The following is a 26,916-nucleotide window of genomic DNA, read 5'->3' on the forward strand; positions in this document are numbered from 1 at the left end:
CCTCCGCCCTCTCGCCGCCACCGCCCGCGCCGCGCGGGCGACCGGAGGACCCATGACCGCAGACGCCCGACCCCGCCCGCCCTCTCCGACCGTGACCGCGGAGGAGTTCGAGACCCGCCGCGCCCAGGTCCACGCCATGGGCGGGCCGGCCAAGCTCGCCGCCCGGCGCGAGGCCGGCATCCTCAACGCCCGCGAGCGGATCGACCGCCTCTGCGATCCCGGCAGCTGGATCGAGATCGGCGAGTTCGCCTGGTCCGCCCGCGAGGAGGACCGCGGCCGCACCCCCGCCGAGGGCATCGTCACCGGCTTCGGCAAGGTCGAGGGCCGCGACGTCGCCGTCGCCTCCTTCGACCTCACGGTGCTGGGCGCCTCGTCGTCCGCCACCAACATCCGCAAGCTGGATTTCCTGAAGAAACGCGCCTCGGCCGCCGGCATCCCCTGCGCCTTCCTGATCGAAAGCGCCGGCGCCCGGATGCCCGACATCCAGGGCGCCACCGGAATGGGCCGCATCGGCCTGCTGTCCTCGATGTCCCGCGACCGGGACACGCCTTGGGTCTCCGCCGTGCTCGGCCCCTGCTACGGGATGGGGACGTGGTATGCGGTGATGTCCGACTTCGCGGTGATGCGGAAGGACGCGACCTTCTCCGTCTCCAGCCCCAAGGTGACCTCGGTCGCCATGAGCCAGGAGGTGACGCCCGAGGAGCTGGGCGGCTCCGACCTCCACGCCGAGACCACCGGCCAGGTGGACCTGGTGACCGACACCGACGAGGAGGCCATCGACGCCCTGCGCCGGTTCCTCGCCTACCTCCCCTCCAACGCCTCCGAGGCGCCGCCCATGGGGACCCCCGCCCCCGGCGGCGACCCCGAGGAGGTCGAGGCGCTGATCCCGCCCGAGCGCCACAGGATCTACGACGGCCGCAAGCTGGTGGGGCTGCTGGCGGACGAGGGCTCGGTGATGCCCTTCCGGCCCCGCTTCGGGCGGACGCTGGAGACGGCGCTGGCGCGCATCGACGGGCGCACGGTGGGTCTCGTCGCCTCCAACCCGATGCGCAAGGGCGGGGCCATCGACGGGCCGTCCTGCCGCAAGATGACCGAGTTCACGGTGCTGTGCGACAGCTTCAACGTGCCCATCATCCTGCTGGCCGACACCCCCGGCTTCCTCGTCGGCCTGCAGGCCGAGCGGGAGGGGGTGGCGGGCGAGATCATGAACAACATCCGCGCCCTGACGCTCGCCACCGTGCCGAAACTGGCCGTCGTGGTGCGCAAGAGCTACGGGCAGGCCTACCTCAACCTCGGCGGCGGCATCGCCGATGCGCTGGCGGTGATGACCACCGGCGAGGTCGGCTTCGTGGACCCCGCCGTCGCCGTCTCGGTCGTCCACAACCGCAGGCGGGGGGACGGCGAGGACTACGAGACGCTGATGCAGGACATGGTCGTCTCCAACTCGCCGTGGGAGCTGGCGGGCATGTTCGCCGCCCACGCCGTGATCCGGCCGGGAGAGACCCGGGCGTGGCTGTCGCGGATGCTCGAGGTCATGCGCCGCCGCCCGACGGGCGAGGTCGGCGCCCACCGTCTCTCCACCTGGCCCACCAGCCTCTGAAAAGGACCTGACATGGAAGCGAAAAGCGAGATCACCGGCCGCGTGCTGGAGGTGGTGGCGAGCCCCGGCCAGCAGCTGGCCGAGGACGACCCGATCGTGGTGCTGGAGTCGATGAAGATGGAGATCGCCGTCACCGCCCCTCGCGCCGGAACCCTCCGCGAGATCAAGGTCGGGGTCGACGACCTGGTCGAGGAGGACCAGGTGGTCGCCCTGATGGACCCCGCCTGACCCGCGCGGCAGGGGCGCGCTGGACACCCCGCGCCCCGCCCGCTACCCGTCGAGACCACCGACCGCCGACCGCCCCCGGGGCGACGCGGCCCGCCGAGGGCGACCCGTATGAACTCGAAGGCCAAGCCGCGCGCCCGCTGGAACGGCAGGTTCGCCGCCCCCGAGCAGCACGCCGAAAAGCGCCGGATGATCCTGCGCGAGGCCGCCCAGGCCTTCAACGACCGCGGCTACCACAACGTCTCGCTCGACGAGGTCGCCTCGCGCCTCGGGATCACCAAGACGGTCTTCTACTACTACTTCCGCGACAAGAACCACGTGCTGCTGAGCTGCGTGGAGATCGGCTTCGAGCTGGCCGAGACCGCCCTGGCCGAGGCCGAGACCCGCCCCGGCGCCGCCCTCGACCGGGTCGTGGCCTTCACCCGGCTCTATGTCGAGGGCATCACCTCCGACCTCGGCGCCTGCGCGGTGCTGACCGACCTGACCTCGCTGCACCCCTCGGACCTCGACGAGGTCCGCGCGCGGCAGCGCAGGTTCGGCCGCCGCCTGATCCGCCTGGTGAAGGCCGGGGTCGAGGACGGCTCGATCGAGGTCGAGGATCCCTCCGCCGCGGTCAGCTGGATCGTCTCGGCGCCCCTGATGCTGCCCCGCCTGACGGCGCTGTGGGGGGAGACCGGGGCCGCCTGGCTCGCCGACCACTACGCCGAGTTCACCCGCCGCTCCCTGTCGCGCGCAGGCTGACGCGCTACCAGAGCGCCTCGCTGACCGTCGAGACATGGGCGGCGACGACCTTCCAGCCGACGTCGTCGAACTTGACCAGGGTCTGGCTTTGCCGGCCGATCAGGTCCTTGCCGCGCACCTTGAACTCCAGGTTCGTGGTGGCGAAGTCGCGGCCCAGCGTCAGGATCTCCAGCCGGATCCGCTTCTCCTTGATGCCCGGCCCCGGGGGACGGCGGACGCGGTGGGCGTGGATCTCGTCGAAGCCGTAGCCGTTCTCGTGCAGCGCGTAGCGGATGGTGTGGGGCGAGCGCCAGAAGGTGGCGTCCAGCACCTCCACGTCCTTGGTCTCCAGCGCCGTCTCGTAGCGCTCGAAGAGGGCGCGGACTTCCTCCACCACCTCGGGGATGTTGGGCGTGCGGTCGGTCATGCGTGCTCCCAGGCTTGCGCGAGCGCGAGAAGGGAGGCGTCCGCCCCCCGCGCCCCGATCACGGCGAGCCCCACCGGCGCGCCCTCGACGTCGCCCGCGGGCAGGACCAGCACCGGATGCCCGGTCAGCCCGCCCACGGCGCAATTGGCGTTGATCCGCTCCCGCGCCCGATCCATCTGCGCCAGCGGCAGGTTTTTCAACGGCGCCGGATCGGGCGTGGCGGGCAGGGCGACGACGCCTCCGCCCTTCGTGAGATGCGCGAGCCGCCCCCGCGCGTCGTCGCGCACCAGCCGGGCGGGGCCTTGCTGCGCCTCGGTCGTGGCCGAGCCGGCCATCAGGGTGCGGGCGACCAGGTAGGAGAACCGCGGAACCTCCGCCTCCACCCAGGGGCCGAACGTGGCCCAGGCCTCGGCCAGCTGCAGGGCGCGCTGCGCCTGCGCCCAGGCGGCGAGGCCGGGCGGGGCGAGGAGGTCCTCGCGGCCCTCGCCGACCAGCGCCTCCAGCCGGGCGAGGGCGGGGGCCAGCGCCTCGGCCACCCCCGGCCCGGCGAAGCCGAAGCAATCCGTGCCGACGGTCAGGCGGGAGGGCAGGGCGCCCGGCGCCTCGCCGATCAGGACTTCTCCGACCTTCGCGAAGGTCCCTCCGTCGCGGGCGAACCACCCGGCGGTGTCGGAGCTGGGCGCCTGCGGCAGCATCCCCGCAGTGGGGACCCGCCCATGGGTCGGCCGCATCCCGAAAAGCCCGCAGAACGAGGCGGGCACGCGCACGCTGCCCCCGGTGTCCGTCCCCAGCGCCGCGTCGCAGAGCCCCTGCGCGACGGCCGACGCGGAGCCGGAGGACGAGCCCCCCGGCACGCGCTCCGGCGCGCGCGGGTTCAGGGGCGTGCCGTCGAAGGCGTTCTCGCCCAGCAGGCCCAGCGAGATCTCGTCGGTGACGGTCTTGCCGACCAGCGTCGCCCCGTTGGCGAGCAGCCGGACGATGGCCTCGGCATGGGCCTGCGCCGGGGCATGGGTCGCTGCCCAGTCGGGGTTGCCGGCGCCGGTCACGCGCCCGGCGACGTCGAAAAGATCCTTGGCGGCGAAGCTCAGGCCGGCGAGCGGCCCCTCGGCCGCGCCCGCGATCTCGAAGCGGTCCACGAAGCACTCGCCCATGCGCATCCCCCTGCTGTTGCCGAGGACCACCCTCCCCGCTGGCGGCGGAGAGGGCAACGGCGGCGCGCCGCCTGCGACCTCGGGGCGAGGCCTAGCGGTCGAGGAAGCGGCGGATGTGGCCGGCGACCTCCTCGGGCTTCTGGTGGATGATCCAGTGGTCGGCGCCCGCGATCTCGACCATCTCCAGGTCGTCGCAAAGGTCCGGCAGGCCCTCGCGGCACTCCGGCAGCAGCGCGCCGTCGTCGAGGCCCCAGATCAGCAGGTGCGGCATGCGGATGCGCATCGCCGCCGGATCGAGTTTCTCGAGGATCGAGGCGTCGGCCTCCTCGCCCATCTCGGGCACCACCAGCGGCGTTGCGCGATACCAGTCGACCATCGCCTTCAACGCGCCCGGGCGGCTCCAGGCCTCTTTGTAGGCGGCCTTCTTCTCGGGCGTCATCCAGGTCATCTCCATCTTGCGCTCGAGCATCCGGATCACGCCCTGGCAATCGTCCTCGGCCAGCTTCTCGTGGCTGTCGGGGCGGCGCAGCCAGCGGATGTACTGGGAGGCCTCGCGCTGGGGGCCGTCCTTGAGCAGCTCGCGCTGGAAGGGCAGGGGGTGGACGCCGTTGACGATCACCAGGCGCTCGATCTTCTCGGGCGCGCGCATGGCGGCGTTGTAGGCGGCGCCGGCGCCCCAGTCGTGGCCGATCAGGGCGTGGGCCTTGCCGCCGGGGCGCCAGTGCTCGATCATCGCGATCGCGTCGGCGCCGATCTTGCCGGTGGCGTAGGCCTCGGTCTCGGCCGGCTTCTCGGTGAGGTTGTAGCCGCGCTGGTCGGGGGCGACGCAGAACCAGCGGTCCGAGAGGCGCCCGATCATGTCCGCCCAGGCGCCAGAATATTCCGGAAACCCGTGCAGCATCAGCATCAGGGGGGCGTCCTCGGGGCCGTCGACCAGGCAGCTGAACTCCAGGCCCCGAACGTGAACCGTCTCGCGTCGCATCGCATCCTCCCAATCGGTCCGCACGTTTAATCGCGCGATTAAGTCGCGACGGTACCGGGTTTGCGCGGGCATTGCCAGCGGGGACCGCGGCCCTCCGTCCCTTGACCCGGCCGCGCCTGCGCCGGAAGACGGGACCGGACGAGGAGGCCCCATGGACCCGGTGAAACGCCAGTACGAGAGCTATCCCTACCCCGCGCGCGACCCCGCCGACGAGGCGCGCCGGCTGGTGGAGGGCTCGCCCTCGGACCCGATCGAGATCGACCATTTCCTGTTCCGGGGCCGCCGCGACTGGCGCCGCCCGTTCCGGGCGCTGATCGCCGGCGGAGGCACCGGCGACGCCCTGGTGATGCTGGCCCAGAAGCTGGCCGACGCGGGCTGCCCGGCGGAGATCCACTACGTCGACCTCTCCGAGGCGTCCCGCGACATCGCGAAGGCGCGGATGGAGGCGCGGGGGTTGACCGCGACTTACGAGGTCCGCTCGCTGCTCGACGCGCCGCAGATCGCGGCCGAGCAGGGGGCCTTCGACTACATCGACTGCTGCGGCGTGCTGCACCACCTGCCCGATCCCTCGGCCGGGTTCCGGGCGTTGGGCGAGGCGCTGGCGCCGGGCGGCGGGATCGGGCTGATGGTCTACGCCCCCTACGGCCGCGACGGGGTCTACCCGATGCAGGACGCGCTGGCGTCGCTGCTGGGGAAGGATGCGCCGGAGGTGCAGGTGGCGATGGCGCGCGAGGCGCTGGCCTCGGTCCCCGAGACCAACGGCTTCCGCCGCAACCCGTTCGTGAGCGACCACGAGGCCTCGGACGCCGGCCTCTACGACCTGCTGCTGCACTCGCGCGACCGCCCCTATGCCGTTCCGGAACTGCTGGCGGAGCTTTCGGCCGCGGGGCTGGCCGCCGTCTCGTTCCTCGAGCCGCTGCGCTACGACCCCGCCCCGCACCTGCCCGCGACGCCGGCCTTCGCCGAGCGGCTGAAGCGGATGACCCCGGCCGAACGCTGGGCGCTGGCCGAGCGGTTGTCGGGCAACATGCGCATGCACGTGGTCTATGCGGTGAAGGCGGGGCGCGAGGGGCAGGCGATGGCGAGCCTCTCGGCCGAGGCGGTCCCCCGCTGGGGCGGCCCGGACCCGCGGGCGCTGGCCGCGAAGGTGCAGGCCGAGGGCGGCTTCGCCATCACCATGGCCGGCCTGCGCCACCGGGTTCCGATCCCGAAGGCCGCGGCGCCGTTCATCCCGGCGCTGGCGGCCGAGCGCAGCTTCGGCGAGATCGCGAAGGCCGCGCGGATGGACTGGTTCGCCTTCGCCTCGACCTTCGGGCCGGCGTACCGGGCGCTGGTCGGGGTGAACCTGCTGCACTGCTCGAAAGGTCTCGGCCGATGACGCCCGCCCATGCCGCGCCCGCGCCCGCGGGGAGCCTTCCGCCCTGGGCGCTGCCCTACGCGCCCGTCGCGCCCTTCGCGAGCCCGCGGCTGGCGGTGGCGCCCGGCATCCAGCCGCTGGACCCCGCCGAGTGGTTCCTGATCGCCGAGGACTACGCCGGCCAGATGGCCGAGCGCGACCGCCTGGTCGCCGACCACCCCGGCTGGGCCTTCGCCCGCACGCCGCAGGGCGAGGCGGCGGAGGCCGAGCTGCTGGAGCTGATGATCCCCCACCTGGTCGCGCGCCACGGCTTTCGCGAGGACGGCCCGCGGGCGCTGGTGCGCCCCGACGGAGTGCGGGTGGGGCTGGACGACCTGCCGCCGATCGCGACCGCGGGGCGGCTGGTGCAGGACGACCTCCTGCTGATGGCGCGGCCGGAGGGGGCGGAGGAGCATGTGCTGGTCTCCGGCATCCTGTGCTTTCCCGCGCACTGGACGCTGGGCGAGAAGATCGGCCGGCCGCTGCTGCGCATCCACCTGCCGGTGCCGGAGTATCCCGGCGACCTCGCGCGGCGGGTGCAGCGGTTCTTCGACGGGGTGCAGCCGGGGCGGCCGCTGTGGCGGGCGAACTGGCACTTCGCGGGCGGACCGGAGATCGTGACGCCGATGGCCGAGGTCGAGAAGACCCGCATGTATCGCGAGCGCCTGGCCCTGACCGAGGAGGCCTGGCTGCGGGTCGAGCGCCAGACGGTGGCGCGCCTGCCGCGGACCCGCGCGGTCCTGTTCGGGGTGCGCACGATCGTGACGCCGGCGGACGGGCTCTCGGCCGCGCAATGGCGCGAGCTGGACGCGCTGATCGCGGCGCTGCCGGCCGAGCAGGGCGCGCGCAAGCTGGGCCCGGCCCTGCGCGCCCGCGCGGCGCGGGAGGCGGCGCGGGCGGACTGACCCCGCCCGGGCGCCGGGGGGCCGGCTCGGGGGGCGTCGGGCCCCCGCTCGCCGGCCGCGCGGCCCGGGGGCCGCGCGCGCCCTAACGGGCCGGGTTGCGCTTCTCGAGCGGCCAGTCGGGCTGCGGCTCGAGCGCCAGCAGGGCGGGGATGTCGAGCGTGGGGATCGGCTTCCAGCCCGCGCCCGGCGGCGGGCGCATGTCGGCCTGCATCGTCGCGGCGGAGGCGCGCAGGGCGTGGCGGAAGGCCTCGACGATCTTCCACCGCTGGCCCTCGGCGCCCCACAGGCTCTCCAGCCGATGATGGTGGAAGTTGCGCCACAGGGCGGCGGCGCCGGCGGCCTGGGGGGTGGCGTAGGAGGTGCCGGAGGGCTCTCCCGCCTCGCCGTCCTCGGCCCATTCCGGGACCGGGGGGCGGCTGGAGAAGTCGTAGCCCGCGCGGTTGATGCGCATCGCCTGGCAGTGGATGTCGACCCAGCGGCGGGCGTCGTCGTCGCGATAGCCCCCGGGCGGATAGTGCCGGCACTGCCCGCCGGTGCCCTGCACGTCGTAGCCCGAGATCCCCAGCGTGCGGTCCCAGCGGGCCGGGAAGATCACCGAGTCGATCACCTGCCCCGCCGCGCAGCACAGGATCACGCCCGCCTCGTAGGCGCGGTTCACCGCCTCGGCCACGGCCGGGTCCATGCCCATCTCGCCGCCCAGCGCCCGGCGGATCGGCTCGTAGGCCGGGCCGAGGAAGCCGGGGTTGCCCATCGACATCGTGGCCACGCCCGGGACCTGCGGCTGGGCCAGCATGTGGTCGATCGCCCAGGCCACCCGCAGCGTGGCGCGCCGGGTCATCAGCGGGCCCGCGCCGGTGGGGGTGTAGAAGAGCGGCCCGTTCGCCACCCGGTAGGGGATCACCCGCACCCCCGGGACCACGCCCCGCAGCCGCCCCGGCACGTCGGCGCAGAGCGCGGAGAGCGTCTTCACCCCGTGGTCCGGCCACTCGATCAGGTCGTCGCCGACCCCGCCCGAGCGGGTCATGTCCGCGATCGGCCGCGCGTCCGTGCCCGGCGGCGGATCGTCCGGCGTGTCGCAGGCCCCGTCGAGGAAGTTGCGCCCCCGCTCCAGCAGCAGCCAGGCGGGCGGCGGCGCGCCGGGCGCCCAGCCGATCCCCTCGTGCGGCGCGACCCCGCTGTCGATATGCGCGACGATCGCCTGGCCGGGCGGGCCGGAGCCGTCCGCCGCCTCGGCGTCGACCAGCAGCTGCAGGGCCGAGGCGTAGCTCCCCCGGTCCGGCGCCGGCAGGCGCTTGATGTAGTCCATGGCGGTCCCTCCCCCTCGGCGATGACTTCCGCAACGGCATCCTGCCTGCCCGCGCCGCGCCCGTCGATGAACGAAGGCCGTCGGAACGGAAAAGGGCGGCGCCTTTCGGCGCCGCCCCCGGTTTTCCCTCGGTCCGATCTTCAGCGATCAGAGGTTGTAGTACATCTTGTACTCGATGGGGTGCGGGCAGTGCTCGAAGGCGTAGACCTCCTCCCACTTCAGCTCCGCATAGCCCTCGATCTGGTCGCGGGTGAACACGTCGCCCGCGGTCAGGAACTCGTAGTCGTCCTCGAGCGAGTTCAGCGCCTCGCGCAGGCTCCCGCAGACCGTCGGGATGCCGGCCAGCTCCTCGGGGGGCAGGTCGTAGAGGTCCTTGTCGGCGGCCTCGCCCGGATCGATCTTGTTCTTGATGCCGTCGAGGCCGGCCATCAGCAGCGCCGAGAACGCCAGGTAGGGGTTCGCGGACGGATCGGGGAAGCGGGTCTCGACGCGCTTGGCTTTCGGCGACTCGGTCCACGGAATGCGGATCGAGGCGGAGCGGTTGCGGGCCGAGTAGGCCAGCAGCACGGGGGCCTCGAAGCCCGGGATCAGGCGCTTGTAGGAGTTGGTCGACGGGTTGGTGAAGGCGTTGAGCGCCTTCGCGTGCTTCAGCACGCCGCCGATGTACCACAGCGCCTCGTCGGAGAGGTCGGCGTACTTGTCGCCCGCGAACAGCGGCTTGCCGTCCTTCCAGATCGACTGGTTGACGTGCATGCCGGTGCCGTTGTCGCCCGCGATGGGCTTGGGCATGAAGGTGGCAGACTTGCCGTAGGCGTTGGCGACCTGCTGGATGATGTACTTGTACTTCAGGATCGCGTCGGCCTGCTCGGTCAGCGAGCCGAACACCAGGCCCAGCTCATGCTGGCACGAGGCGACCTCGTGGTGGTGCTTGTCGACCTTCATGCCGATGCGGGCCATCGTCGAGAGCATCTCGGCGCGGATGTCCTGCATGTGGTCGACGGGGGGCAGGGGGAAGTAGCCGCCCTTGATGAGCGGGCGCATGCCCATGTTGCCCATCTCGAAGTCGGCGTCCGAGTTCCAGGCGCCGTCGACGGCGTCGACCTCGTAGGACACCTTGTTCATCTCGACCGCGTACTTGACGTTGTCGAAGAGGAAGAACTCGGCCTCGGGGCCCCAGTAGGAGGCGTCGCCGATGCCCGACGACTTGAGGTAGGCCTCGGCCTTCTTGGCGGTCGCGCGCGGGTCGCGCTCATAGAACTCGTTGGTGTCCGGCTCGAGCACATCGCAGTGGATGCACATCGTCTTCTCGGCGAAGAACGGATCCATGTAGACCGAGGTGCAGTCGGGCAGCAGCTTCATGTCCGACTTGTCGATCGACTTCCAGCCGGCGACCGACGAGCCGTCGAACATGAAGCCTTCCGCCAGGAAGTCCTCGTCGATCTCGGACTCGATGACGGTGACGTGCTGGAGCTTGCCCTTGGGGTCGACGAAGCGCAGGTCGAGGTATTCGACCTCCTCGTCCTTCATCTTCTTCACGACGGAAGCGGCGTCGGTCATGCTGGATCCTCTCCTTGGTGTCGCATGGGGCCCCGCTCGGGCCCGGGCGTCATGTATGCCGGGCGGGGGCGTTCGTATGGCGTCGGCCGCTGCGGCGGGCCGACGCGGATGGCTCGGTCGGGGCGCTCAGAGCGCGTCGGCGCCCTCTTCCCCGGTGCGGATGCGGATGGCCTGCTCGACGTTGGAGACGAAGATCTTGCCGTCGCCGATCTTGCCGGTGCGCGCGGCGGCGACGATCGCCTCCACGGCGCGCTCGACCATGTCCTCGTCGACCACGACCTCGAGCTTCATCTTGGGCAGGAAGTCCACGACGTATTCGGCGCCGCGATAGAGTTCCGTGTGGCCCTTCTGGCGGCCGAAGCCCTTCGCCTCGATGACGGAAAGGCCCTGCACGCCGATCTCCTGGAGCGCCTCCTTCACCTCGTCGAGCTTGAACGGCTTGATGATGGCCTCGATCTTCTTCATGGACCTCCGGGCTCCCTCGTTGTCCGCTGCGGCGGAGGGGCCGGTCGCCCCGCACGTCGCGCGTGATGTTCATGCAGGCCGCATGCCAAGCGCATCGACCCGGCGGATGCAATGGGCGCCGCTGCGCCGGGACCGGACGGACCCGGGAATCGAGCGGCGGCGCCTGTTATCAGGGCAGATTGCCCAAGGCATAGGCAAGAACGAAGAGGTTTCGATGGAGCTTGTTTCCGCAGCGCAGATGCGCGCCCTCGAAGCCGCGGGCATGGCCTCGGGCGTCTCCGGCGTCGAGTTGATGGAGCGGGCGGGCGCCGCGGCGCTGAAGGCGATCCTCGACTGGCGTCCCGACCTGCGGGTTCCGCGCCATGCTCCGGCGCTGGTGCTCTGCGGGCCGGGCAACAACGGCGGCGACGGCTACGTGATCGCGCGGCTGATGAGGGGCATGGGATTCCGCCCGACCGTCTATCGCTACGCCCCCGACAAGCCCCAGCCCGAGGAGGCCGCCGAGGCCGCCCGCCGCTGGGCCGCCGCGGGCGGAGAGACCCGGCCCTGGGACGACGACGAAATCGAGGAGCGGATCGGTTCCTTCGACGACGCGCTGGTTGTCGACGCCCTCCTGGGCATGGGAACCACGCGCCGGATGCCCAGCCTGCGCGCCTTCGACAGTTTCGAGCCGAGCGTGTGGTCCGCCCTGGGCTCCGACGACCCCTCGCGTCGGCGCCACGTGGCCATCGACGTTCCCAGCGGCCTGTGCTCGGAGACCGGGGCGTCGCTGGGCTGCGCCTTCTCCGCCCAGCTCACGCTGGCGATCCAGGCGCTGAAGCCCGGGCACGTGCTGATCGACCGCCGCGCGGGCGGCCATGGCGGCGCGCTGGGCGAGGTCCAGGTGCTCGACATCGGCCTTCCCGCGCGCCTGCCGGACGACGCGCCCGGCCCGCGGTCCTTCCTGCTCGACGCGCCGGAGGCGCGGGCGCAGATGAGGGCCCTGCGCCCCCTCTGGCAGGGTCACAAGTTCGCGCACGGCCACGTCCTCGTCCCCGCGGGCGGCGTCGGGAAGGGCGGCGCCGCGCGGCTGGCCGCACGGGCGGCGCTGCGCACGGGCGCGGGGCTGGTCACGGTCTGCCCGCCGCCCTCGGCGCTGATCGAGAACGCCGCCCGGCTCGACGCGGTGATGCTGCGCGCCGTCGCCGATGCGGACGCCTTCGCGGCGATGCTGGAGGACCGGCGCATCCGCTGCGTCGCTCTGGGCATGGGCCTGGGCGCGGACGAGCGCCGCTCCCCCCGCACCCGCGCCCTTGTCGAGGCGGCGCTGGCCGCCGCCTCCCCGGCGGATGCGCCCAGTTCGGCAGGACCTGTCCGCTCGGCGGTGCTGGACGCCGACGCCCTGACCGTCTTCGCGCAGGACCCGGAGGCGCTGTTCGCCCTGACCCGGGGCCGGGCCGCGATCCTGACGCCGCATGCGGGCGAGTTCGCACGCCTGTTTCCGGACCTGGCCGCCCGCCTCTCGTCCCCGGTTCCGTCGGACGATCGCTGGACGCCCTTCGGCCGCCTTGAAGCGGCGCGCGAGGCCGCCGCCCGCGCTGGCTGCACCGTGCTTCTGAAGGGCCCCGACACGGTGATCGCGGACCCGGACGGGGAGGCCTGGGTGCACGCGGCGGTGCGCGAACGCGCCTCGCCCTGGCTGGCCACGGCGGGGGCGGGGGACGTGCTGGCGGGGATCATCGCCGGGCTCGCCTCCCAGCGCGGGGCGCCGCGGGCGCGGCTCGCGGCCTTCGCGGCCTGGCTGCATGTCGAGGCCGCCCGCGCGTTCGGCCCCGGCCTGATCGCCGAGGACCTGCCCGATCAGCTTCCGGGGGTGATGCGGGGCCTGCTGGCCGCCTCCTCCTGAACGGGGGCGGCGCCCTCGACCCGGCGCCCGGCTGCCGCGTCGCGCCCGGCGCCGCGGGTCGAGAGCGGCGCCGGCGGCGCGGTCAGGCGAGGCCTGCCGTGCGCCGCTCGAGATGCGCGCGGATCAGCTCCGCGTTGCGCCGGTTCGCCTTGAAACCGAAGTCGAGCAGGTCGCCGAGCACCGGAACCGCGCCCACCACCGCGTCGAGCGCGATGTTGCCGACCATCTTCGCCACCAGCGTGGCGGGCAGCCCGGCGTGCCACGCGGTCCAGGCCACGTAGCCCGAGACCACCAGCCCCGCGCCGTCGCCGATGCCGGGCACGAGGCCCAGCAGGCCGTCGAGCCCGAAGCGCCACTCGGTCAGCGGCAGGCGGAAGCGGGTGTCCATCCACTTGGAGGCGAGATCCGCCCGGCGCAGCAGCTCCACCTCGTCCTGGGTCAGGCTGGAGCCGGCGAAGCCGCCGGCGGGTCCGGCCGCGGAGCCGCGGGCGGCGGCGTCGGCGCCCGAGCGGCCGGGGCCGCGGGCGGAGGGACGCTCCGCGGGCTCCAGGATCTCGCCGTCGATGGGGGTCTCATGGCGCATGGCGCTGGGGGTCCTGTAGGGAAGGGGAGGGGGGGCGCGCCGTCAGCGGCGCGCGATGATCCACACGGCATGCACGACGCCGGGGATGTAGCCCAGCAGGGTCAGCAGGATGTTGACCCAGAACTGCAGGCCGATGCCCACCTGGAGGAACACCCCCAGCGGCGGCAGCAGGATCGACAGGATGATGCGGATCAGGTCCATCGGTTCGGTCTCCGTCGTGCGTGGCGATGCGCCCGGCTACGGACGCGCGTTCCACTGCATGGAGGTAGGACGCCCCCCCGCCCTGGACGAGCATTGCGGCGCGAAAACCGCGGATGCGGCGGAAAGGCGCCCGCGCCGCGGCGCGCCGCCTTCCCGGACCCCGCGCGACGCGGCGTCCGCCCGTCGCGCCGCCCCCGCTGCGGCCCGGCGCAGCCCGGCGCGCGGAATCGCCGATCAGGACTCGCGCCCCGCGCGGAAGCCTGATAGGTCAGCCCCCGAATCCGCGCCGGCTCCGGCCGGCGGCGGCCGCTGCGGGCGTGGTGGAACCGGTAGACACGCGAGATTTAGGTTCTCGTGCCGCAAGGCGTGGGGGTTCAAGTCCCTCCGCCCGCACCAGGCGACGCCGGCGGCCGAGAAGAAGCTGGAACAGGACGTAAAATGCAGGTCGTCGAAACCAAGTCCGAAGGTCTGAGCCGCGCCTACGCGATGACGCTGCCCGCGTCCGCGCTCGCGGAGAAGATGAACGAGAAGCTCATGGCCGCCCGCGAGGAGGTCCAGATGAAGGGCTTCCGCAAGGGCAAGGCCCCGCTGCCGCTCCTCAAGAAGATGTTCGGCAAGTCGCTGCTGGGCGAGATCGTGCAGGAGTCGGTCGACGGCGCCATCCGCCAGCACTTCGAGCAGACCGGCGACCGTCCCGCCCTGCAGCCCGACGTGAAGGTCACCAACCAGGACTTCGACGAGGGCCACGACCTGCACCTCGAGCTGGCCTACGACAAGCTGCCCGACATCGAGGAGCCCGACTTCTCGAAGATCCAGCTCGAGAAGCCGGTGGCCGAGGTCGAGGACGCCGCGGTGGACGAGGCGCTGGCCAAGCTCGCCGAGGGCGCGCAGACCTTCGAGCCCCGCGAGGAGGGCGCGGCCCTCGAGGACGGCGACCAGCTGACCTTCGACTTCCTGGGCAAGGTCGACGGCGAGCCCTTCGAGGGCGGCTCGGCCGAGGACTTCCAGCTGGTGATCGGCTCGGGCCAGTTCATCCCCGGCTTCGAGCCGCAGCTCGTGGGCATCAAGGCCGGCGAGACGAAGGACGTGACCGTCACCTTCCCCGAGGACTACCAGGCCGAGCATCTGGCGGGCAAGGAAGCGGTCTTCACCTGCACCGCCAAGACCGTCGCCGCCCCGGTGGCCGCGAAGGTCGACGACGAGCTCGCCAAGCAGTTCGGCTCCGACGACCTCGAGGGCCTGAAGACCCAGGTCCGCGAGCAGCTCGCCAACGAGTACAACGTCGCCTCGCGCGCGCTGGTCAAGCGCAAGCTGCTCGACGCGCTGGACGAGACGGTGAAGTTCGACCTGCCCGCCTCGCTGCTCGACGTCGAGGCGCAGCAGATCGCGCACCAGCTGTGGCACGAGGAGCACCCCGAGGTGCAGGGCCACAACCACGACGCCATCGAGCCGACCGAGGAGCACAAGGCCCTCGCCGCCCGTCGCGTCCGACTGGGCCTGCTGCTGGCCGAGACCGGCTCCAAGCACGAGATCCAGGTCTCCGAGCAGGAGATCATGCAGCGGATCGTGCGCCAGGCGCAGCAGATGAACGTGCCCCCGCAGGCGTTCTTCGAGTATGTTCGCCAGAACGAGGGCGCCATGCAGCAGATCCGGGCCCCGCTGTTCGAGGACAAGGTCGTCGACTACATCCTCGAGCTGGCGCAGGTCACCGAGGTGACCGTCTCCAAGGACGAGCTGCAGGCCCGTCTCGAGGCGATGGACGCCGAGGACGAGACCGCCTCGGCCTGATCCGGCCCATCCGGCCCCCTCGCGGGGCCCGACCGCCCTTGCGGCCCGCCCTCGCGGCGGGCCGTTCGCGTTTGCGGGCGGGCGTCCGGCGCCGTGGGGGGCGGGCGCATGGCCAAACGGGGACATTTCGGGCTGGTTTCCAGGGAAATTTCCGTAAGGTGAGACGGCGGGGCCCGCCCCGCCGCGCGCCGGCCGCCGCCCGGGGCCCAGCTTGCCGAAAGGACCCCGCATGACGCCTCGCCTCGCCGCCCGCCGCCGCCGGTCTTCAGTCCCGTGCGGGAGGGGGCGCGACGCAGGAGCGGGGCGGCCGCGCGGCCGGGCATGGGCCGCGCCGCTCGCCCTCGTCGCGCTGGGCGCGCCGGCGGCCGAGGCGCAGACCGTCGCCGAGGTGCGCAAGGAGATCCGGGCCGCCGCCCGTTCCAGCGATTTCGGCAAGTCGGTGCTGGGGCTGACCGGCTTCGCGGCGCTGCCCGGGGTCAGCGCCTCGAACTTCACGATCGACGACGGGGCCGCGTCGCGGACCGAGCTCAGCCGGCTGGTCGGCGCGCCCTCCCGCCGGTTCGAGGACCTCGGCGTCCTGGGCGGCGACCTCTACGCCGAGGCGACGGTCAGCTGGTTCACGGCCGAGACCGACTACCCCACCTTCTTGCCCGGCTCCGCCTTCGCGGCCGCGCCGCGCAACCGGATCGACGCCTACACGGTCGTCGGCGGGCTGGGCGTGGCCTACGACCTGACGCCCTCGCTCTCGCTGACGCCCATCGTCACGGCGGGCTGGGGGATGGTGCAGGACGACACGACCTTCGCGGGCCCGGGGGCGCGGCGGCTCGACCGGGCCACCGACGACCTGCTGTTCAACTGGGACGTGCAGGAGATCCTCTACGGCGGCGCCCTGCGGCTCGACTACGAGACGCCGCTGCCGGGGGACGTGAATTTCACCGGGCGGGGGCGGCTGAACTGGGTGTTCGGCACGACCTATTCCGCCTCCAGCCGGGTGCTGGAGGGCGACACCCGCTTTGGCGTGGTCACGGCGCATGGCGAGCTCGACGGGCCCACCACCCATTCGGTGTTCGGGCGCGAGCTGCGCTGGATCCTGTTCGCCGCCGGCGCCTGGATCACCGGCGACGGGGCCGAGGCGCTGGGCGTCGGCTGGATCGCCGAGTTCGGCCTGGGCGCCGAGCTGGTCGACCGCGAGGTCGCCCGCGGCCTCGGCGTCGAGGGCGTCAGCCTGCGGATCTCGGCGATCACCGGCGACGACCTGTTCGGCTGGAGCGTCGGGGGCGGCCTCGAGTTCTGAGCCCGCCGCCTCGGCCGGAAGCCGCCGGGGGCGGCGGCCTCCGCGGGATCGCGCCGCGCCGCTGCCGCCCGCCGGTGGGCGACTCGCGGCCCTGCGGGAGGCCGGCGGGGTCCCCGCCGGCCTCCCGCAGAGCGGACGGCGGCCACGCGGGCGGGCGGCCGGCGACCGCGGGCAGGGCGGACGGCGACCAGGCGGGCGCGCGGCCGGCGACCCCGCGCGACGGCGGCAGGGCCGCGTCCGCGTGCGGGCGGAGCGGGCGGCTGGGCGGGTCCCCGGTTCAGCCGAACAGGAAGTCGCCGCGGTCGAGGTCGTCGGCGTCGAACTTCAGGATCGTGAACTGGCCCCTGCCGTAGTCGACCACCGCGTGCTTGCGGTGCTGCTCGATGTCCAGGTCGCGGAAGCCCATGCCCTTGACGTCGATGACGAAACGGTCCTGGCGGTCGTCGTAGTCCTTCACCGTGTCGCGGCCGTCGCCGCGGCCGAACTCGATCCGGTCGCGCCCGCCGCCGGCGATCAGCACGTCGTTCCCGCGGCCGCCGTCGAGCCGGTCGTGCCCGCCGCCGCCCTTCAGCAGGTCCCCGCCCGAGCCGCCGATCAGCCGGTCGTCGCCGCCGCCGCCGAGCAGCCGGTCGGCCCCGCCGAGCCCGACGAGCTTGTTGTCCGTCCCGTCGCCGGCCAGGCGGTCGTCCTTCTTCGAGCCGCGGCCGTCGTCGTCGCGCACCAGGGTCTGGGCGCGGATCTCCTCGCTCAGCACGCCGCCGGTCGCCGAGGTCAGGCGCACGATCAGCTTCTCGTTCGCCTCCGCCAGCCGGTCGCCGGTCACGCCCAGCGTCAGGGTCCGCTCGGCCTCGTCCGCCTCGAAGTCGATGCGCCCGGTCAGCTTGCGCCCGTCGACGTCCGACTTCGCCACCCGGCCGTTCCCGGTCAGGATCTCGTAGCGGACCGAGCCGGCCTCGGCCGTGTCGCCGGTGCGGGTCGCCGTGAAGGTCACGTCGCGCACGCCCCGGTCGCCCTCGGCGACCGCGGCCCGGTTCGCGGCCAGCGCGAAGATCGAACCGACGTCGCCGTCGTCGTTGAGGATCGTGACGCTGCGCTGCGCGGCGAGGACCGAGACCCCCGGCGCCTCGGTCGAGATGCGCACCGTCAGCGTCTCGTCGAGCTCGGCGACCGCGTCGGATTCGACCTCGACCTGGATGGTCTTGGCCGTCTCGCCGTCGGCGAAGGTCACCGAGCCGTTCCCCGACAGCCGGTCCGCCGTGCCCGAGACGGCGTAGTTCACCGTCAGCGATCCGGTCGCGTCGCCGCCCCGGGCGACGGTGAAGTCGACGAGGATCGAGCCCTCGTCCCCCTCCGCCGGGTCGTTGCCGGTGCGGGTCAGCAGCAGGGTGGTCCCCAGGCTCGGCGCATCGGTGGGCGCGGTGACGGCCGAGGTGGTCGCCCCCGACAGCCCGGCCGAGGCGGAGACGAAGTTCAGGTCGCCGGTCAGCGCGAAGTCGAGCGCCGCCGCCGCCAGCGCCGCGGGATCGGTGATGCCCGCCGCCTGCGCCTGCTCGGTCGCCCAGGCCACCAGATCCTCGGGCAGGTCGTCGAGCGTGACCGCCACGCGCGGGAAGGCGCGGTCGGTGTAGTCGCGCGTGCCCTCGCCCGCGCCGTAGTCGAGCAGGGACGTGCGGTTGGTCACCCGCCATTCGTCGGCGAAGTCGCCGTAGAGCAGGTCGAAGTCCACCGGCAGCAGCAGCGCGACCCCGTCCACCTGCAGGTCGTTGGAGGCGTCGCCGTCGAGGTCGCCCAGCAGCCCCTCGACCGAGCCCGCAGCCCGGTCCCCGTTGAGGAACACCTGCACGTTGAGATTGGTCTCGAACAGCGAGACCTTCAGCTGCTCGCCCGAGGCGTAGACGATCGTGTAGACGCCGTCGTTGAGATAGACCCGGCCAGAGCCGACCTTCAGCGACCCGTCGCCCTCCCGCAGGCCCGAGGCCGCGCCGTCGATCCACAGGGGATCGTCGCGGGTCAGGTCGAGGGTGACGCGCCGGTTCCCGACCTGCGTGCCGAGCTGGGTGATGACCGAGACGGCGTCGGTCAGCGCCTCGGTCCGCACGTGGACCTGCAGGGGGTCGGCGGTCCCGCGGATCAGCACGAACTCGCCCACCGCCTGGAAGTCGTAGCCCAGCCCGTCGAGCGTGGTCAGGTGCGGGTCGCCCCAGAACCGCGCGATCAGCGGCGGCGGCGGCGGGGGCAGCCCGTCGTCGTTCAGGACCTCGACCGAGGCGCGGGCGCGTCCGATCGCGACCGGGTCGTCGTTGGTCAGGTTGCGCGCCGCGGTCAGCCGCATCTCGAGCACTTCGTCGCGCTCGAAGCTCGTGTCGCCCAGCACGTCGATCGAGACGGTGACCGAGGCGACGCCCGGCGCGAACGAAACCGTGCCGCTGCGGGGCAGGGCGCCGTCCACATCGGCCGACTCCAGCGCCCGTCCGGAGCCGGTGTCGCCGCGCAGCAGCCAGTCGACCTCCAGCGCCTCGGACGGGTCGCCGAAGCGGGCGACGACGAACTCCAGCGTCTGCACGCCCGCGTCGCCCTCGACGATCGAGGCGGGGGCGGAGACGGAGACCGAGACCGGGATCTCCCCGTCGGTCACCTCCCACCACCAGACGCCGGGGACGCCGGTGTTGCCGGGCGTGCTCTCGAGCGCGAGCATGCCGGCCTGGTCGCCGGACGGGGGCAGCTCGAAATAGGCGCCGTCGACGCCCGCGGTCCAGCCGGCGCGCGCGGCGGCGCCCCCCAGGCCCCCCTCGCCGCCCGAGGCGTCGCCGGCGGTCCAGTTCACGTTCTCGTAGCGGAACATGATGTTGAAGTCGCCGGCCGACCGCCCGTCCTGGCCCGAGGCGTCCTCGAGCACGATCTGGAAGGCGGAGGTCCGCTCGCTCCCGTAGGCGTAGTGGCCCACGTCGTCCCAGGTGATCGTCACGCGGTCGAGGACGGGGTCGACGTCGTACCACACCAGGTTCGAGCCGGTGGAATTCCCCCCGGGGCTGACGGCCGTGGGCCCGGAGCGGGTGTCGACGTCGGCGAAGAAGGCGAACAGGCCGGCGGTGGAGCCGGCGGTGATCGCGAAGGGGGTGAAGCTCGCCAGCGGCTGGGCGAAGGTGACGTTGCCGTTGGTATTGACGTAGAGGCCCGTGTACTCGGTCCCGAAGAAGCGCAGCCCGGTCTCGAACACGGCCGTGAGGTCGACGAACGCCGAATGGCCGTCGTCGCTGCGCGCGACCGACCCCTCGCCGAAGCCCGCCTCGCCGCCCAGTCCGTCGATCAGGACCCCGCCCGGGTGCGCCGGGTCGTCGATCAGGCTCGAACCCGCCATGGCTCGTCTCCTCCCACATGCGATGCCGGCGCGCCGTCTCATCCGGCATGCCGTCCGGCCCCCCGGGCCGCCGACCTGCGTCGCGCGGCCATGCGGGCCGCGCGGGACGCGCGAAGCTGAACCTGCACCCCCCCGTCCCGGCCGGTCGCGCAGGGGCCCGGCGGCGGGCGGGGTCGCCTCGGCCGGGTCCGAGTCGTCTTGTCTCCCAAGACGACGAACGAATTGCTAACGCCGCGTCCCGATATCGGAAACGGCTGATTAAGCAACATGAATGCAGCCGCAAGCATCTCCGGGCCGAGGCCCGGCCGGCTCACGATTTGTTAAGCTTCGCGCCGGATCTCTTGGCCGGCCGGGGGCCGCGGCGTGGCCGCCGGGACCGGCCGCGTCGGTCCGCTTGGGGGCGCGCCCTTGAAGGCCCCCCGGCGAAGGCATAGGACAGAAGGGCGAGTTTCTCTGATCGCCCTCTCCGCGCCCGTCCGGGTCCGCGCGACGGCGCCCGCCATGACCCCTCCCGCGCCCGTTCAGGGCCGCGCGCCCGCATCCGAAAGGCCGATCCATGAAGGACCCCGTCGAGCATTACATGAACACCCTGGTCCCGATGGTGGTCGAGCAGACCGCCCGGGGCGAGCGCGCCTACGACATCTTCTCGCGCCTGCTGAAGGAGCGGATCATCTTCGTCTCGGGGCCTGTCCATGACGGCATGTCGACCCTGATCGTGGCGCAGCTGCTGTTCCTCGAGGCCGAGAATCCCAAGAAGGAGATCTCGATGTACATCAACTCCCCGGGCGGGGTGGTGACGTCGGGGCTCTCGATCTACGACACGATGCAGTACATCCGGCCGAAGGTCTCGACGCTGTGCGTGGGGCAGGCGGCCTCGATGGGCTCGCTGCTGCTGACCGCGGGGGCGAAGGACATGCGCTTCTCGCTGCCCAACTCCCGGATCATGGTCCACCAGCCCTCCGGCGGCTACCAGGGCCAGGCGACCGACATCCTGATCCACGCGCGCGAGACCGAGGCGCTGAAGCGGCGCCTGAACGAGATCTACGTGCACCACACCGGCCAGGACTACGCCACGGTCGAGGCGGCGCTGGAGCGCGACAACTTCATGAGCCCCGAGACCGCGAAGGACTGGGGGCTGATCGACGAGATCGTCACCAGCCGCGCCGATCCCGAGGCCCCCTCGGCCTGATCGGGGCGCGCCGGGCTCCGCGGAACGGAGTCCGGCGCGCGGCGCGCGCCTGCACGGCCGCGCGCGACGACGCGATCACGGTTTCGTCGTCGGGCTGCGTCGGATTTGCGGGGGCTTCGCCCTTGCCTCGGCCGCCGCGGCGTGCAGGAATGGGAGAAACGCCGGGATTCGCTGCGCGAAGCTAGCGATCCCTTAAGGTTCGAGGACCTACGGTGACCCCGTGGCGCGAACCACGGGGCGGGAGAACTGGATGACCAAGCCGACCGGACAGGACTCGAAGAACACGCTCTACTGCTCCTTCTGCGGAAAGAGCCAGCATGAGGTGCGCAAGCTGATCGCGGGACCCACCGTGTTCATCTGCGACGAATGCGTGGAGCTGTGCATGGACATCATCCGGGAGGAGACCAAGACCTCCCTGGTGAAATCGTCCGACGGCGTGCCGACGCCGACCGAGATCTGCCAGGTGCTCGACGACTACGTGATCGGCCAGATGGTGGCCAAGCGCGTGCTGTCCGTCGCCGTGCACAACCACTACAAGCGCCTGAACCACGCCCAGAAACAGCAGGACGTGGAGCTGGCGAAGTCGAACATCCTGCTGATCGGCCCGACCGGCTGCGGCAAGACGCTGCTCGCGCAGACGCTCGCCCGCATCCTCGACGTGCCGTTCACGATGGCCGACGCCACGACCCTGACCGAAGCCGGCTACGTCGGCGAGGACGTCGAGAACATCATCCTCAAGCTGCTCCAGGCCGCCGACTACAATGTCGAGCGGGCGCAGCGCGGGATCGTGTACATCGACGAGGTCGACAAGATCTCGCGCAAGTCGGACAACCCCTCGATCACCCGCGACGTCTCGGGCGAGGGCGTGCAGCAGGCCCTTCTGAAGATCATGGAGGGGACCGTCGCCTCGGTTCCCCCGCAGGGCGGGCGCAAGCATCCCCAGCAGGAGTTCCTGCAGGTGGACACGACCAACATCCTGTTCATCTGCGGCGGCGCCTTCGCGGGCCTCGACCGGATCATCTCCCAGCGCGGCAAGGGCTCGGCCATGGGCTTCGGGGCGGAGGTCCGCTCCGAGGAGGACCGCCGCATCGGCGACGTGCTGATGGAGCTCGAGCCCGAGGATCTGCTGAAGTTCGGCCTGATCCCGGAGTTCGTCGGCCGCCTGCCGGTGATCGCCACGCTCAAGGACCTCGACGAGCCCGCGCTGGTGCAGATCCTGTCCGAGCCGAAGAACGCCCTGGTCAAGCAGTATCAGCGTCTGTTCGAGATGGAGGACGTGAAGCTGACCTTCACGGACTCGGCGCTGTCCTCGGTCGCCCGCAAGGCGATCGAGCGCAAGACCGGCGCCCGCGGCCTCCGCTCGATCCTGGAGAACGTGCTGCTCGACACCATGTTCGACCTGCCCGGCTCCGAGGGGGTCGAGGAGGTGGTGGTCAACGACGAGGTCGTCGAGGGCCGCGCCAAGCCGCTGCTGATCTACGCGGAGAAGCAGGACAAGGACGCCAAGGCGTCGGCGTCCTGAGCCTTCTCTGCCGCGACGATTTCGACGGGAGCGCCCAACCGGGCGCTCCCGTTTCGTTTGGGCGGGGCGGGAAGGCGCCGGGATCCAGCGCGGGCCAGTCGCCGCACGCCGGGGAACACGGTCACTTCCGCAGCAGGTGCTGATCCACCCAGGCGCCGGTCTTGGCGAAAGCGGCCTTGGCTTCCGGAGACGCCGGCCGTTGCGCTATGAAGACATGCGGCATGCCTTCGTACAGATCGAGCTTCACCGTCCGCCCCGACTGGTCGAGCGCCTGATACAGGCGGATGAAGTCGCTCACGAACAACTCCCTGGTGCCGCCGCCCTGGATCAGCGTCGGGGGAAAGCCCGCGGCGAAGTCCCCGTAGACGGGCGAAACATAGGGATTCCGCTGATCCGCCTCGTCGGCATAGGCGATCGCGGAGGGACCCAGCACAGCCCTGTACGTATAGTTCGCTTCTGCATCGCGGAGCGTTCTGTACGTGTCGCCCGTCTCGGTGACGTCGGCCCAGGGGGACCAGAGGACAAGCGCGGCGGGCATCTCGAGCCCCTCGTCGCGCATCCTGAGGACGCTTCCGGCCGCAAGTCCGCCGCCCGCGGAATCCCCGGCAAGGACGATGTCGCGCCCGCCGACGCCTGCTTCAGCCAGCGCGGCGAATACCGAGACGACCTCGCCGGTCGCCTGGTCCCACTGGGCGTGGGGGGCGAGGGTGTACTCTATGGAGATCACCTTCAATCCGGTCGCCGCGGCGAAGAGCACCGCCTGCGGGGTCTTGGCGACGCCGAGCACGTAGGCGCCGCCGTGGGTGTAGACGCCGATCCTGTCGTCGCCGACAGGATCGGCCGGGATGATCTCGACGACTGGAACGCCTCCGATCTCGGTGTCGCGGAACGTGATGCCCAGGCCCGCTGCAAGGACTTCGGCGGCGGCGGCATTCTGGGCCCCCGCCGCCGTCCGAACCGTCGTCCAGCCGTCCACGTCGTCGGGCGCAGGCACTGTCTGATCGCGGTTCTTGCCCTTTTCGGCGAAGAAGGCGCTCCAGTCGGGAGAGATCGTCGTGGGCGCCTGCGCCCAGAGCGGCTGCGAGTCCTGGGCCGCTCCCACGGATCCGCTGGCTGCCAGGACGGAGAAGGCCGTCGCGATCAGGTGCAATTTCATGGATGTCTCGCCTCCTTGCGGTCGACGCGGGGCGCTGCCCGCTGTCGGTGCATTCGCCGCCGAGGTCGTCGGTTGCCCCGACCAGAACTAAGGCATCGCCTCCCCGTGCGGATTGTCCTGGATCAAGGGCGACGGTCCGAGCATGGCTGCGGCCGACCTCCGAAGGTCCGGCACGTCCGCTCCGCAGACATGCGCAATCCTCAAGAGCCCCGGCGTGCTCGGCGGTCAGGCCTGCGGCGGGCGGCGCGACCCGGCTGCCGGGGACGCCTGCTCCGGCGTGGCCCCTGCCGGGCGGCTCCGCGGATATCAGGGTGAAGTCCCGACCGACCCCGCCCCCGCGACCTTCGACTCCTTGATTCCGCCCTCTCCCCGCTCCACTTTCAGGGATCGCCGCGCCGCGTATCGCGGGCGGCGACTCCCTCCCGGGATCCCCCCGTCGCCGCTGGCCGGGACCGGGCGATCCGCCGAAAAGGAAGCACCATGGCCGAGACCTCCACGAGCGCCCCCCCCACCGGCAAGGTCACCCTTCCGGTCCTGCCGCTGCGCGACATCGTGGTCTTCCCCCACATGATCGTCCCGCTGTTCGTCGGCCGCGACAAATCCGTGCGCGCCCTCGAGGAAGTGATGCGGACCGACAAGTCGATCCTGCTCGCCTCCCAGACCGATCCCGGCGAGGACGATCCGGACGAGAACGACATCTACCGCGCCGGCGTGGTGGCCAACGTGCTGCAGCTCCTGAAGCTCCCCGACGGCACCGTGAAGGTGCTGGTCGAGGGCCAGAAGCGCGCGCGCATCACCGACTTTTCCTCGACCGACCCCTATTTCGAGGCCACCGCCGAGATCCTCGAGGAGGAGGTCGGCGACGCGGCCGCGGTCGAGGCGCTGACCCGCTCGCTGTCCGACGAGTTCGAGAAATACGTCAAGCTCAACAAGTCCGTGCCGGACGAGGCGCTCGGCTCCATCGCCGAGGTCGAGAACCCCTCGCGCCTGGCGGACACCATCGCCGGCCACCTCTCGGTCAAGCTCTCCGAGAAGCAGGCCCTGCTGGAGACGCTGTCGGTCGAGCAGCGGCTGGAGAAGATCTACGGCCTGATCCAGGGCGAGATCTCGGTGCTCAAGGTCGAGAAGAAGATCAAGAGCCGGGTCAAGACCCAGATGGAGAAGACCCAGCGCGAGTACTACCTCAACGAGCAGATGAAGGCGATCCAGCGCGAGCTCGGCGAGGGCGAGGACGGCCGCGACGAGATCGGCGAGTACGAGGACCGGATCGAGAAGACCAAGCTCTCGGCCGAGGCCAAGGACAAGGCGATGGCCGAGCTGAAGAAGCTCCGCCAGATGGCGCCGATGTCCGCGGAATCGACCGTGGTCCGGAACTACCTCGACTGGATGCTGTCGATCCCGTGGGGCAAGCGCACCCGCGTGAAGAAGGACCTGCACAACGCCCAGAAGATCCTGGACGACGACCACTACGGCCTCGAGAAGGTCAAGGAGCGGATCGTCGAGTTCCTGGCCGTGCAGCAGCGCAGCCAGAAGCTGAAGGGTCCGATCCTGTGCCTCGTCGGCCCTCCGGGCGTTGGCAAGACCTCGCTGGGCAAGTCGGTGGCCAAGGCCACGGGGCGCGAGTTCATCCGCATCTCGCTCGGCGGCGTCCGGGACGAGGCGGAGATCCGCGGCCACCGTCGGACCTACATCGGCTCGATGCCCGGCAAGATCATCCAGTCGATGAAGAAGGCGAAGTCGGTCAACCCGCTGATCCTGCTCGACGAGATCGACAAGATGGGCCAGGACTTCCGCGGCGACCCGGCCTCGGCGATGCTCGAGGTGCTGGATCCGGAGCAGAACGCGACCTTCATGGACCACTATCTGGAGGTCGAGTACGACCTCTCGAACGTGCTGTTCCTGACCACGGCGAACTCCTACAACATGCCGCGTCCGCTGCTGGACCGCATGGAGATCATCTCGATCTCGGGCTACACCGAGGACGAGAAGCTGGAGATCGCCAAGCGTCACCTGCTGCCCAAGCAGATGAAGGCGCACGGGCTGAAGCCGGCGGAATACCAGATCGACGACGAGGCCCTGCTGGAGATCGTGCGCCGCTACACCCGTGAGGCGGGCGTGCGCAACCTCGAGCGGGAGCTCGCCAAGACCTGCCGCAAGGCGATCACCGAGATCGTGAAGGACGGCGCCAAGTCGGTCCATGTCACGAAGGCCAGGATCGCCGACCACCTGGGCGTGCCGCGCTTCAAGTTCGGCCTCGCCGAGGAGGAGGACCAGGTCGGCGTGGTCACCGGCCTCGCCTGGACCGAGGTCGGCGGCGACCTCTTGTCGATCGAGGCGCTGAAGCTGCCGGGCAAGGGCCGGATGAAGACCACCGGCAAGCTGGGCGACGTGATGAAGGAGTCGATCGACGCGGCGGCGTCCTACGTCCGCTCCAAGTCGGTGGACCTGGGCGTGAAGCCGCCGGTGTTCGAGAAGGTGGACATCCACGTGCACGTGCCGGACGGGGCGACCCCGAAGGACGGGCCGTCGGCGGGCCTCGCGATGGTCACGGCCATCGTCTCGGTGCTGACCGGCATCCCGGTGCGCAAGGACATCGCCATGACCGGCGAGGTCAGCCTGCGCGGCAACGCCATGCCGATCGGCGGCCTGAAGGAGAAGCTGCTGGCGGCCCTGCGGGGCGGCATCAAGACGGTGCTGATCCCCAAGGAGAACGTGAAGGACCTGCCGGAGATCCCGGACAACGTGAAGACGGGGCTGGAGATCATCCCCGTGGACAACGTGACCGAGGTCCTGCGCCACGCCCTGACCCGCCAGCCGGAGCCCACCGAGTGGACCGAGGCCGAGGCCGAGGCCGCCGCCCGCGCCTCCCAGCCCGCCGCCGAGGTGCGCCCGCACTGATCGCCGCCTGACGGCCCGAAGACCCGACGCCCCGCCTCCTGCCCGGAGGCGGGGCGTCCGCGTTTGCGGGCGGATCCGGGGGCCCGCCCCGGCCGCTGCACCGGCAGCCGGCGTCCCGCGCGAGCGTCACGATGCGGCCCTGCCGGCGCGCCGGGCGGCGGGCGTCCCGCGCGAGCGGTCCGGGGGCGCCGGTTCGGGGGCGTCGAGCCCCCTCGCCGGCGGCTGCCGCGACGCCGGAGCCGCGGGCAGGGCGCTTGCCCGCGGGCGGATCCGGCCGCAGGGTGTGGGCCCGTCCCGGCCCCGGAGCC

The 26,916-nt window shown here is 71.9% G+C and carries 21 protein-coding genes and 1 tRNA gene; 12 read left to right on the top strand and 10 right to left on the bottom strand.

What is annotated here, in order from left to right; genetic code table 11:
• The first annotated feature begins 52 nt into the window (after nt 1-52).
• From BM064_RS07815 to BM064_RS07825, 3 genes are all read left to right on the top strand, one after another.
• Entirely contained in the window at nt 53-1,600 is a 1,548-nt protein-coding gene (locus BM064_RS07815; RefSeq protein WP_092859179.1) for an acyl-CoA carboxylase subunit beta, read from the top strand.
• 12 nt (nt 1,601-1,612) lie between these two features.
• Nucleotides 1,613-1,828: an acyl-CoA carboxylase biotin carboxyl carrier protein subunit gene (locus tag BM064_RS07820; protein ID WP_092859180.1), complete on the top strand. Its 216-nt coding sequence runs from the start codon at nt 1,613-1,615 to the stop codon at nt 1,826-1,828.
• Nucleotides 1,829-1,936: 108 nt separating this feature from the next.
• The gene (locus tag BM064_RS07825; RefSeq protein ID WP_092859181.1) at nt 1,937-2,566 is read left to right on the top strand and encodes a TetR/AcrR family transcriptional regulator; all 630 of its coding nucleotides are present in this window, start codon (nt 1,937-1,939) and stop codon (nt 2,564-2,566) included.
• Nucleotides 2,567-2,570: 4 nt separating this feature from the next.
• On the opposite strand, the gene BM064_RS07830 is transcribed toward BM064_RS07825, so the two are convergent.
• The 3 genes from BM064_RS07830 to BM064_RS07840 all read right to left on the bottom strand — a co-directional run bounded on the left by BM064_RS07830 (nt 2,571) and on the right by BM064_RS07840 (nt 5,105).
• On the bottom strand, nt 2,571-2,972 hold the full coding sequence (locus BM064_RS07830; protein WP_092859182.1) for an AtzH-like domain-containing protein: 402 nt from the start codon (nt 2,970-2,972) through the stop codon (nt 2,571-2,573).
• Complete coding sequence (locus tag BM064_RS07835) at nt 2,969-4,123, bottom strand: amidase (RefSeq protein WP_218160981.1); 1,155 nt, start codon at nt 4,121-4,123, stop codon at nt 2,969-2,971. The genes BM064_RS07830 and BM064_RS07835 overlap by 4 nt, the downstream gene beginning before the upstream one ends.
• Nucleotides 4,124-4,214: 91 nt before the next feature.
• Nucleotides 4,215-5,105 (bottom strand): alpha/beta fold hydrolase, encoded by an 891-nt coding sequence (locus BM064_RS07840; RefSeq protein ID WP_177236179.1) that lies wholly within the window; start codon nt 5,103-5,105, stop codon nt 4,215-4,217.
• A 151-nt stretch (nt 5,106-5,256) separates the two neighbouring features.
• Here BM064_RS07840 and BM064_RS07845 point away from each other — a divergent pair, with 151 nt between their 5' ends.
• On the top strand, nt 5,257-6,483 hold the full coding sequence (locus BM064_RS07845) for a class I SAM-dependent methyltransferase (RefSeq protein ID WP_092859185.1): 1,227 nt from the start codon (nt 5,257-5,259) through the stop codon (nt 6,481-6,483).
• Nucleotides 6,480-7,406, top strand: a complete 927-nt coding sequence (locus tag BM064_RS07850; RefSeq protein WP_092859186.1) for a heme-dependent oxidative N-demethylase family protein — start codon at nt 6,480-6,482, stop codon at nt 7,404-7,406. The genes BM064_RS07845 and BM064_RS07850 overlap by 4 nt, the downstream gene beginning before the upstream one ends.
• A gap of 82 nt (nt 7,407-7,488) precedes the next feature.
• On the opposite strand, the gene BM064_RS07855 is transcribed toward BM064_RS07850, so the two are convergent.
• The 3 genes from BM064_RS07855 to BM064_RS07865 all read right to left on the bottom strand — a co-directional run bounded on the left by BM064_RS07855 (nt 7,489) and on the right by BM064_RS07865 (nt 10,734).
• Nucleotides 7,489-8,712: a S8/S53 family peptidase gene (locus BM064_RS07855; RefSeq protein WP_092859187.1), complete on the bottom strand. Its 1,224-nt coding sequence runs from the start codon at nt 8,710-8,712 to the stop codon at nt 7,489-7,491.
• A 147-nt stretch (nt 8,713-8,859) separates the two neighbouring features.
• Complete coding sequence (gene glnA / locus BM064_RS07860; protein ID WP_092859188.1) at nt 8,860-10,269, bottom strand: type I glutamate--ammonia ligase; 1,410 nt, start codon at nt 10,267-10,269, stop codon at nt 8,860-8,862.
• Between the two features lie 126 nt (nt 10,270-10,395).
• Nucleotides 10,396-10,734: a P-II family nitrogen regulator gene (locus BM064_RS07865; protein WP_092859189.1), complete on the bottom strand. Its 339-nt coding sequence runs from the start codon at nt 10,732-10,734 to the stop codon at nt 10,396-10,398.
• Between the two features lie 214 nt (nt 10,735-10,948).
• On the opposite strand from BM064_RS07865, the gene BM064_RS07870 reads away from it, so the two are divergent.
• Nucleotides 10,949-12,619 carry an NAD(P)H-hydrate dehydratase gene (locus BM064_RS07870; protein ID WP_092859190.1) on the top strand — a complete coding sequence of 557 codons (1,671 nt, stop codon included), beginning with the start codon at nt 10,949-10,951 and terminating at the stop codon, nt 12,617-12,619.
• Nucleotides 12,620-12,701: 82 nt separating this feature from the next.
• Here BM064_RS07870 and BM064_RS07875 read toward each other — a convergent pair whose 3' ends face one another.
• Both BM064_RS07875 and BM064_RS07880 read right to left on the bottom strand, forming a co-directional pair.
• Complete coding sequence (locus BM064_RS07875) at nt 12,702-13,202, bottom strand: DUF4112 domain-containing protein (protein ID WP_092859191.1); 501 nt, start codon at nt 13,200-13,202, stop codon at nt 12,702-12,704.
• A 42-nt stretch (nt 13,203-13,244) separates the two neighbouring features.
• The gene (locus tag BM064_RS07880) at nt 13,245-13,403 is read right to left on the bottom strand and encodes a YqaE/Pmp3 family membrane protein (RefSeq protein WP_092859192.1); all 159 of its coding nucleotides are present in this window, start codon (nt 13,401-13,403) and stop codon (nt 13,245-13,247) included.
• A gap of 311 nt (nt 13,404-13,714) precedes the next feature.
• On the opposite strand from BM064_RS07880, the gene BM064_RS07885 reads away from it, so the two are divergent.
• From BM064_RS07885 to BM064_RS07895, 3 genes are all read left to right on the top strand, one after another.
• A tRNA-Leu gene (locus BM064_RS07885) sits at nt 13,715-13,799 on the top strand.
• A gap of 42 nt (nt 13,800-13,841) precedes the next feature.
• Nucleotides 13,842-15,191: a trigger factor gene (gene tig, locus BM064_RS07890; protein WP_092859193.1), complete on the top strand. Its 1,350-nt coding sequence runs from the start codon at nt 13,842-13,844 to the stop codon at nt 15,189-15,191.
• Nucleotides 15,192-15,420: 229 nt separating this feature from the next.
• Nucleotides 15,421-16,485, top strand: a complete 1,065-nt coding sequence (locus BM064_RS07895) for a hypothetical protein (RefSeq protein ID WP_143103280.1) — start codon at nt 15,421-15,423, stop codon at nt 16,483-16,485.
• A 277-nt stretch (nt 16,486-16,762) separates the two neighbouring features.
• Here the strand turns inward: BM064_RS07895 and BM064_RS07900 are convergent, their stop codons facing one another.
• Nucleotides 16,763-19,843 (bottom strand): nidogen-like domain-containing protein, encoded by a 3,081-nt coding sequence (locus BM064_RS07900; RefSeq protein ID WP_177236180.1) that lies wholly within the window; start codon nt 19,841-19,843, stop codon nt 16,763-16,765.
• Nucleotides 19,844-20,399: 556 nt separating this feature from the next.
• Between BM064_RS07900 and BM064_RS07905 the strand changes: the two genes are divergently transcribed.
• Nucleotides 20,400-21,032, top strand: coding sequence for an ATP-dependent Clp protease proteolytic subunit (locus BM064_RS07905; protein ID WP_092859196.1), 633 nt, complete (start codon nt 20,400-20,402; stop codon nt 21,030-21,032).
• Nucleotides 21,033-21,282: 250 nt separating this feature from the next.
• Nucleotides 21,283-22,554 carry an ATP-dependent Clp protease ATP-binding subunit ClpX gene (gene clpX / locus BM064_RS07910; RefSeq protein WP_092859197.1) on the top strand — a complete coding sequence of 424 codons (1,272 nt, stop codon included), beginning with the start codon at nt 21,283-21,285 and terminating at the stop codon, nt 22,552-22,554.
• 121 nt (nt 22,555-22,675) lie between these two features.
• Here the strand turns inward: clpX and BM064_RS07915 are convergent, their stop codons facing one another.
• A complete protein-coding gene (locus tag BM064_RS07915) occupies nt 22,676-23,710 on the bottom strand; it encodes an alpha/beta hydrolase (protein WP_092859198.1) in 1,035 nt (344 codons plus the stop codon).
• Between the two features lie 480 nt (nt 23,711-24,190).
• Between BM064_RS07915 and lon the strand changes: the two genes are divergently transcribed.
• Nucleotides 24,191-26,608 carry an endopeptidase La gene (gene lon / locus BM064_RS07920; protein WP_092859199.1) on the top strand — a complete coding sequence of 806 codons (2,418 nt, stop codon included), beginning with the start codon at nt 24,191-24,193 and terminating at the stop codon, nt 26,606-26,608.
• Nucleotides 26,609-26,916: the final 308 nt, after the last annotated feature.

The sequence above is a fragment of the Albimonas pacifica genome (assembly GCF_900113695.1).
GTDB lineage: Bacteria > Pseudomonadota > Alphaproteobacteria > Rhodobacterales > Rhodobacteraceae > Albimonas > Albimonas pacifica.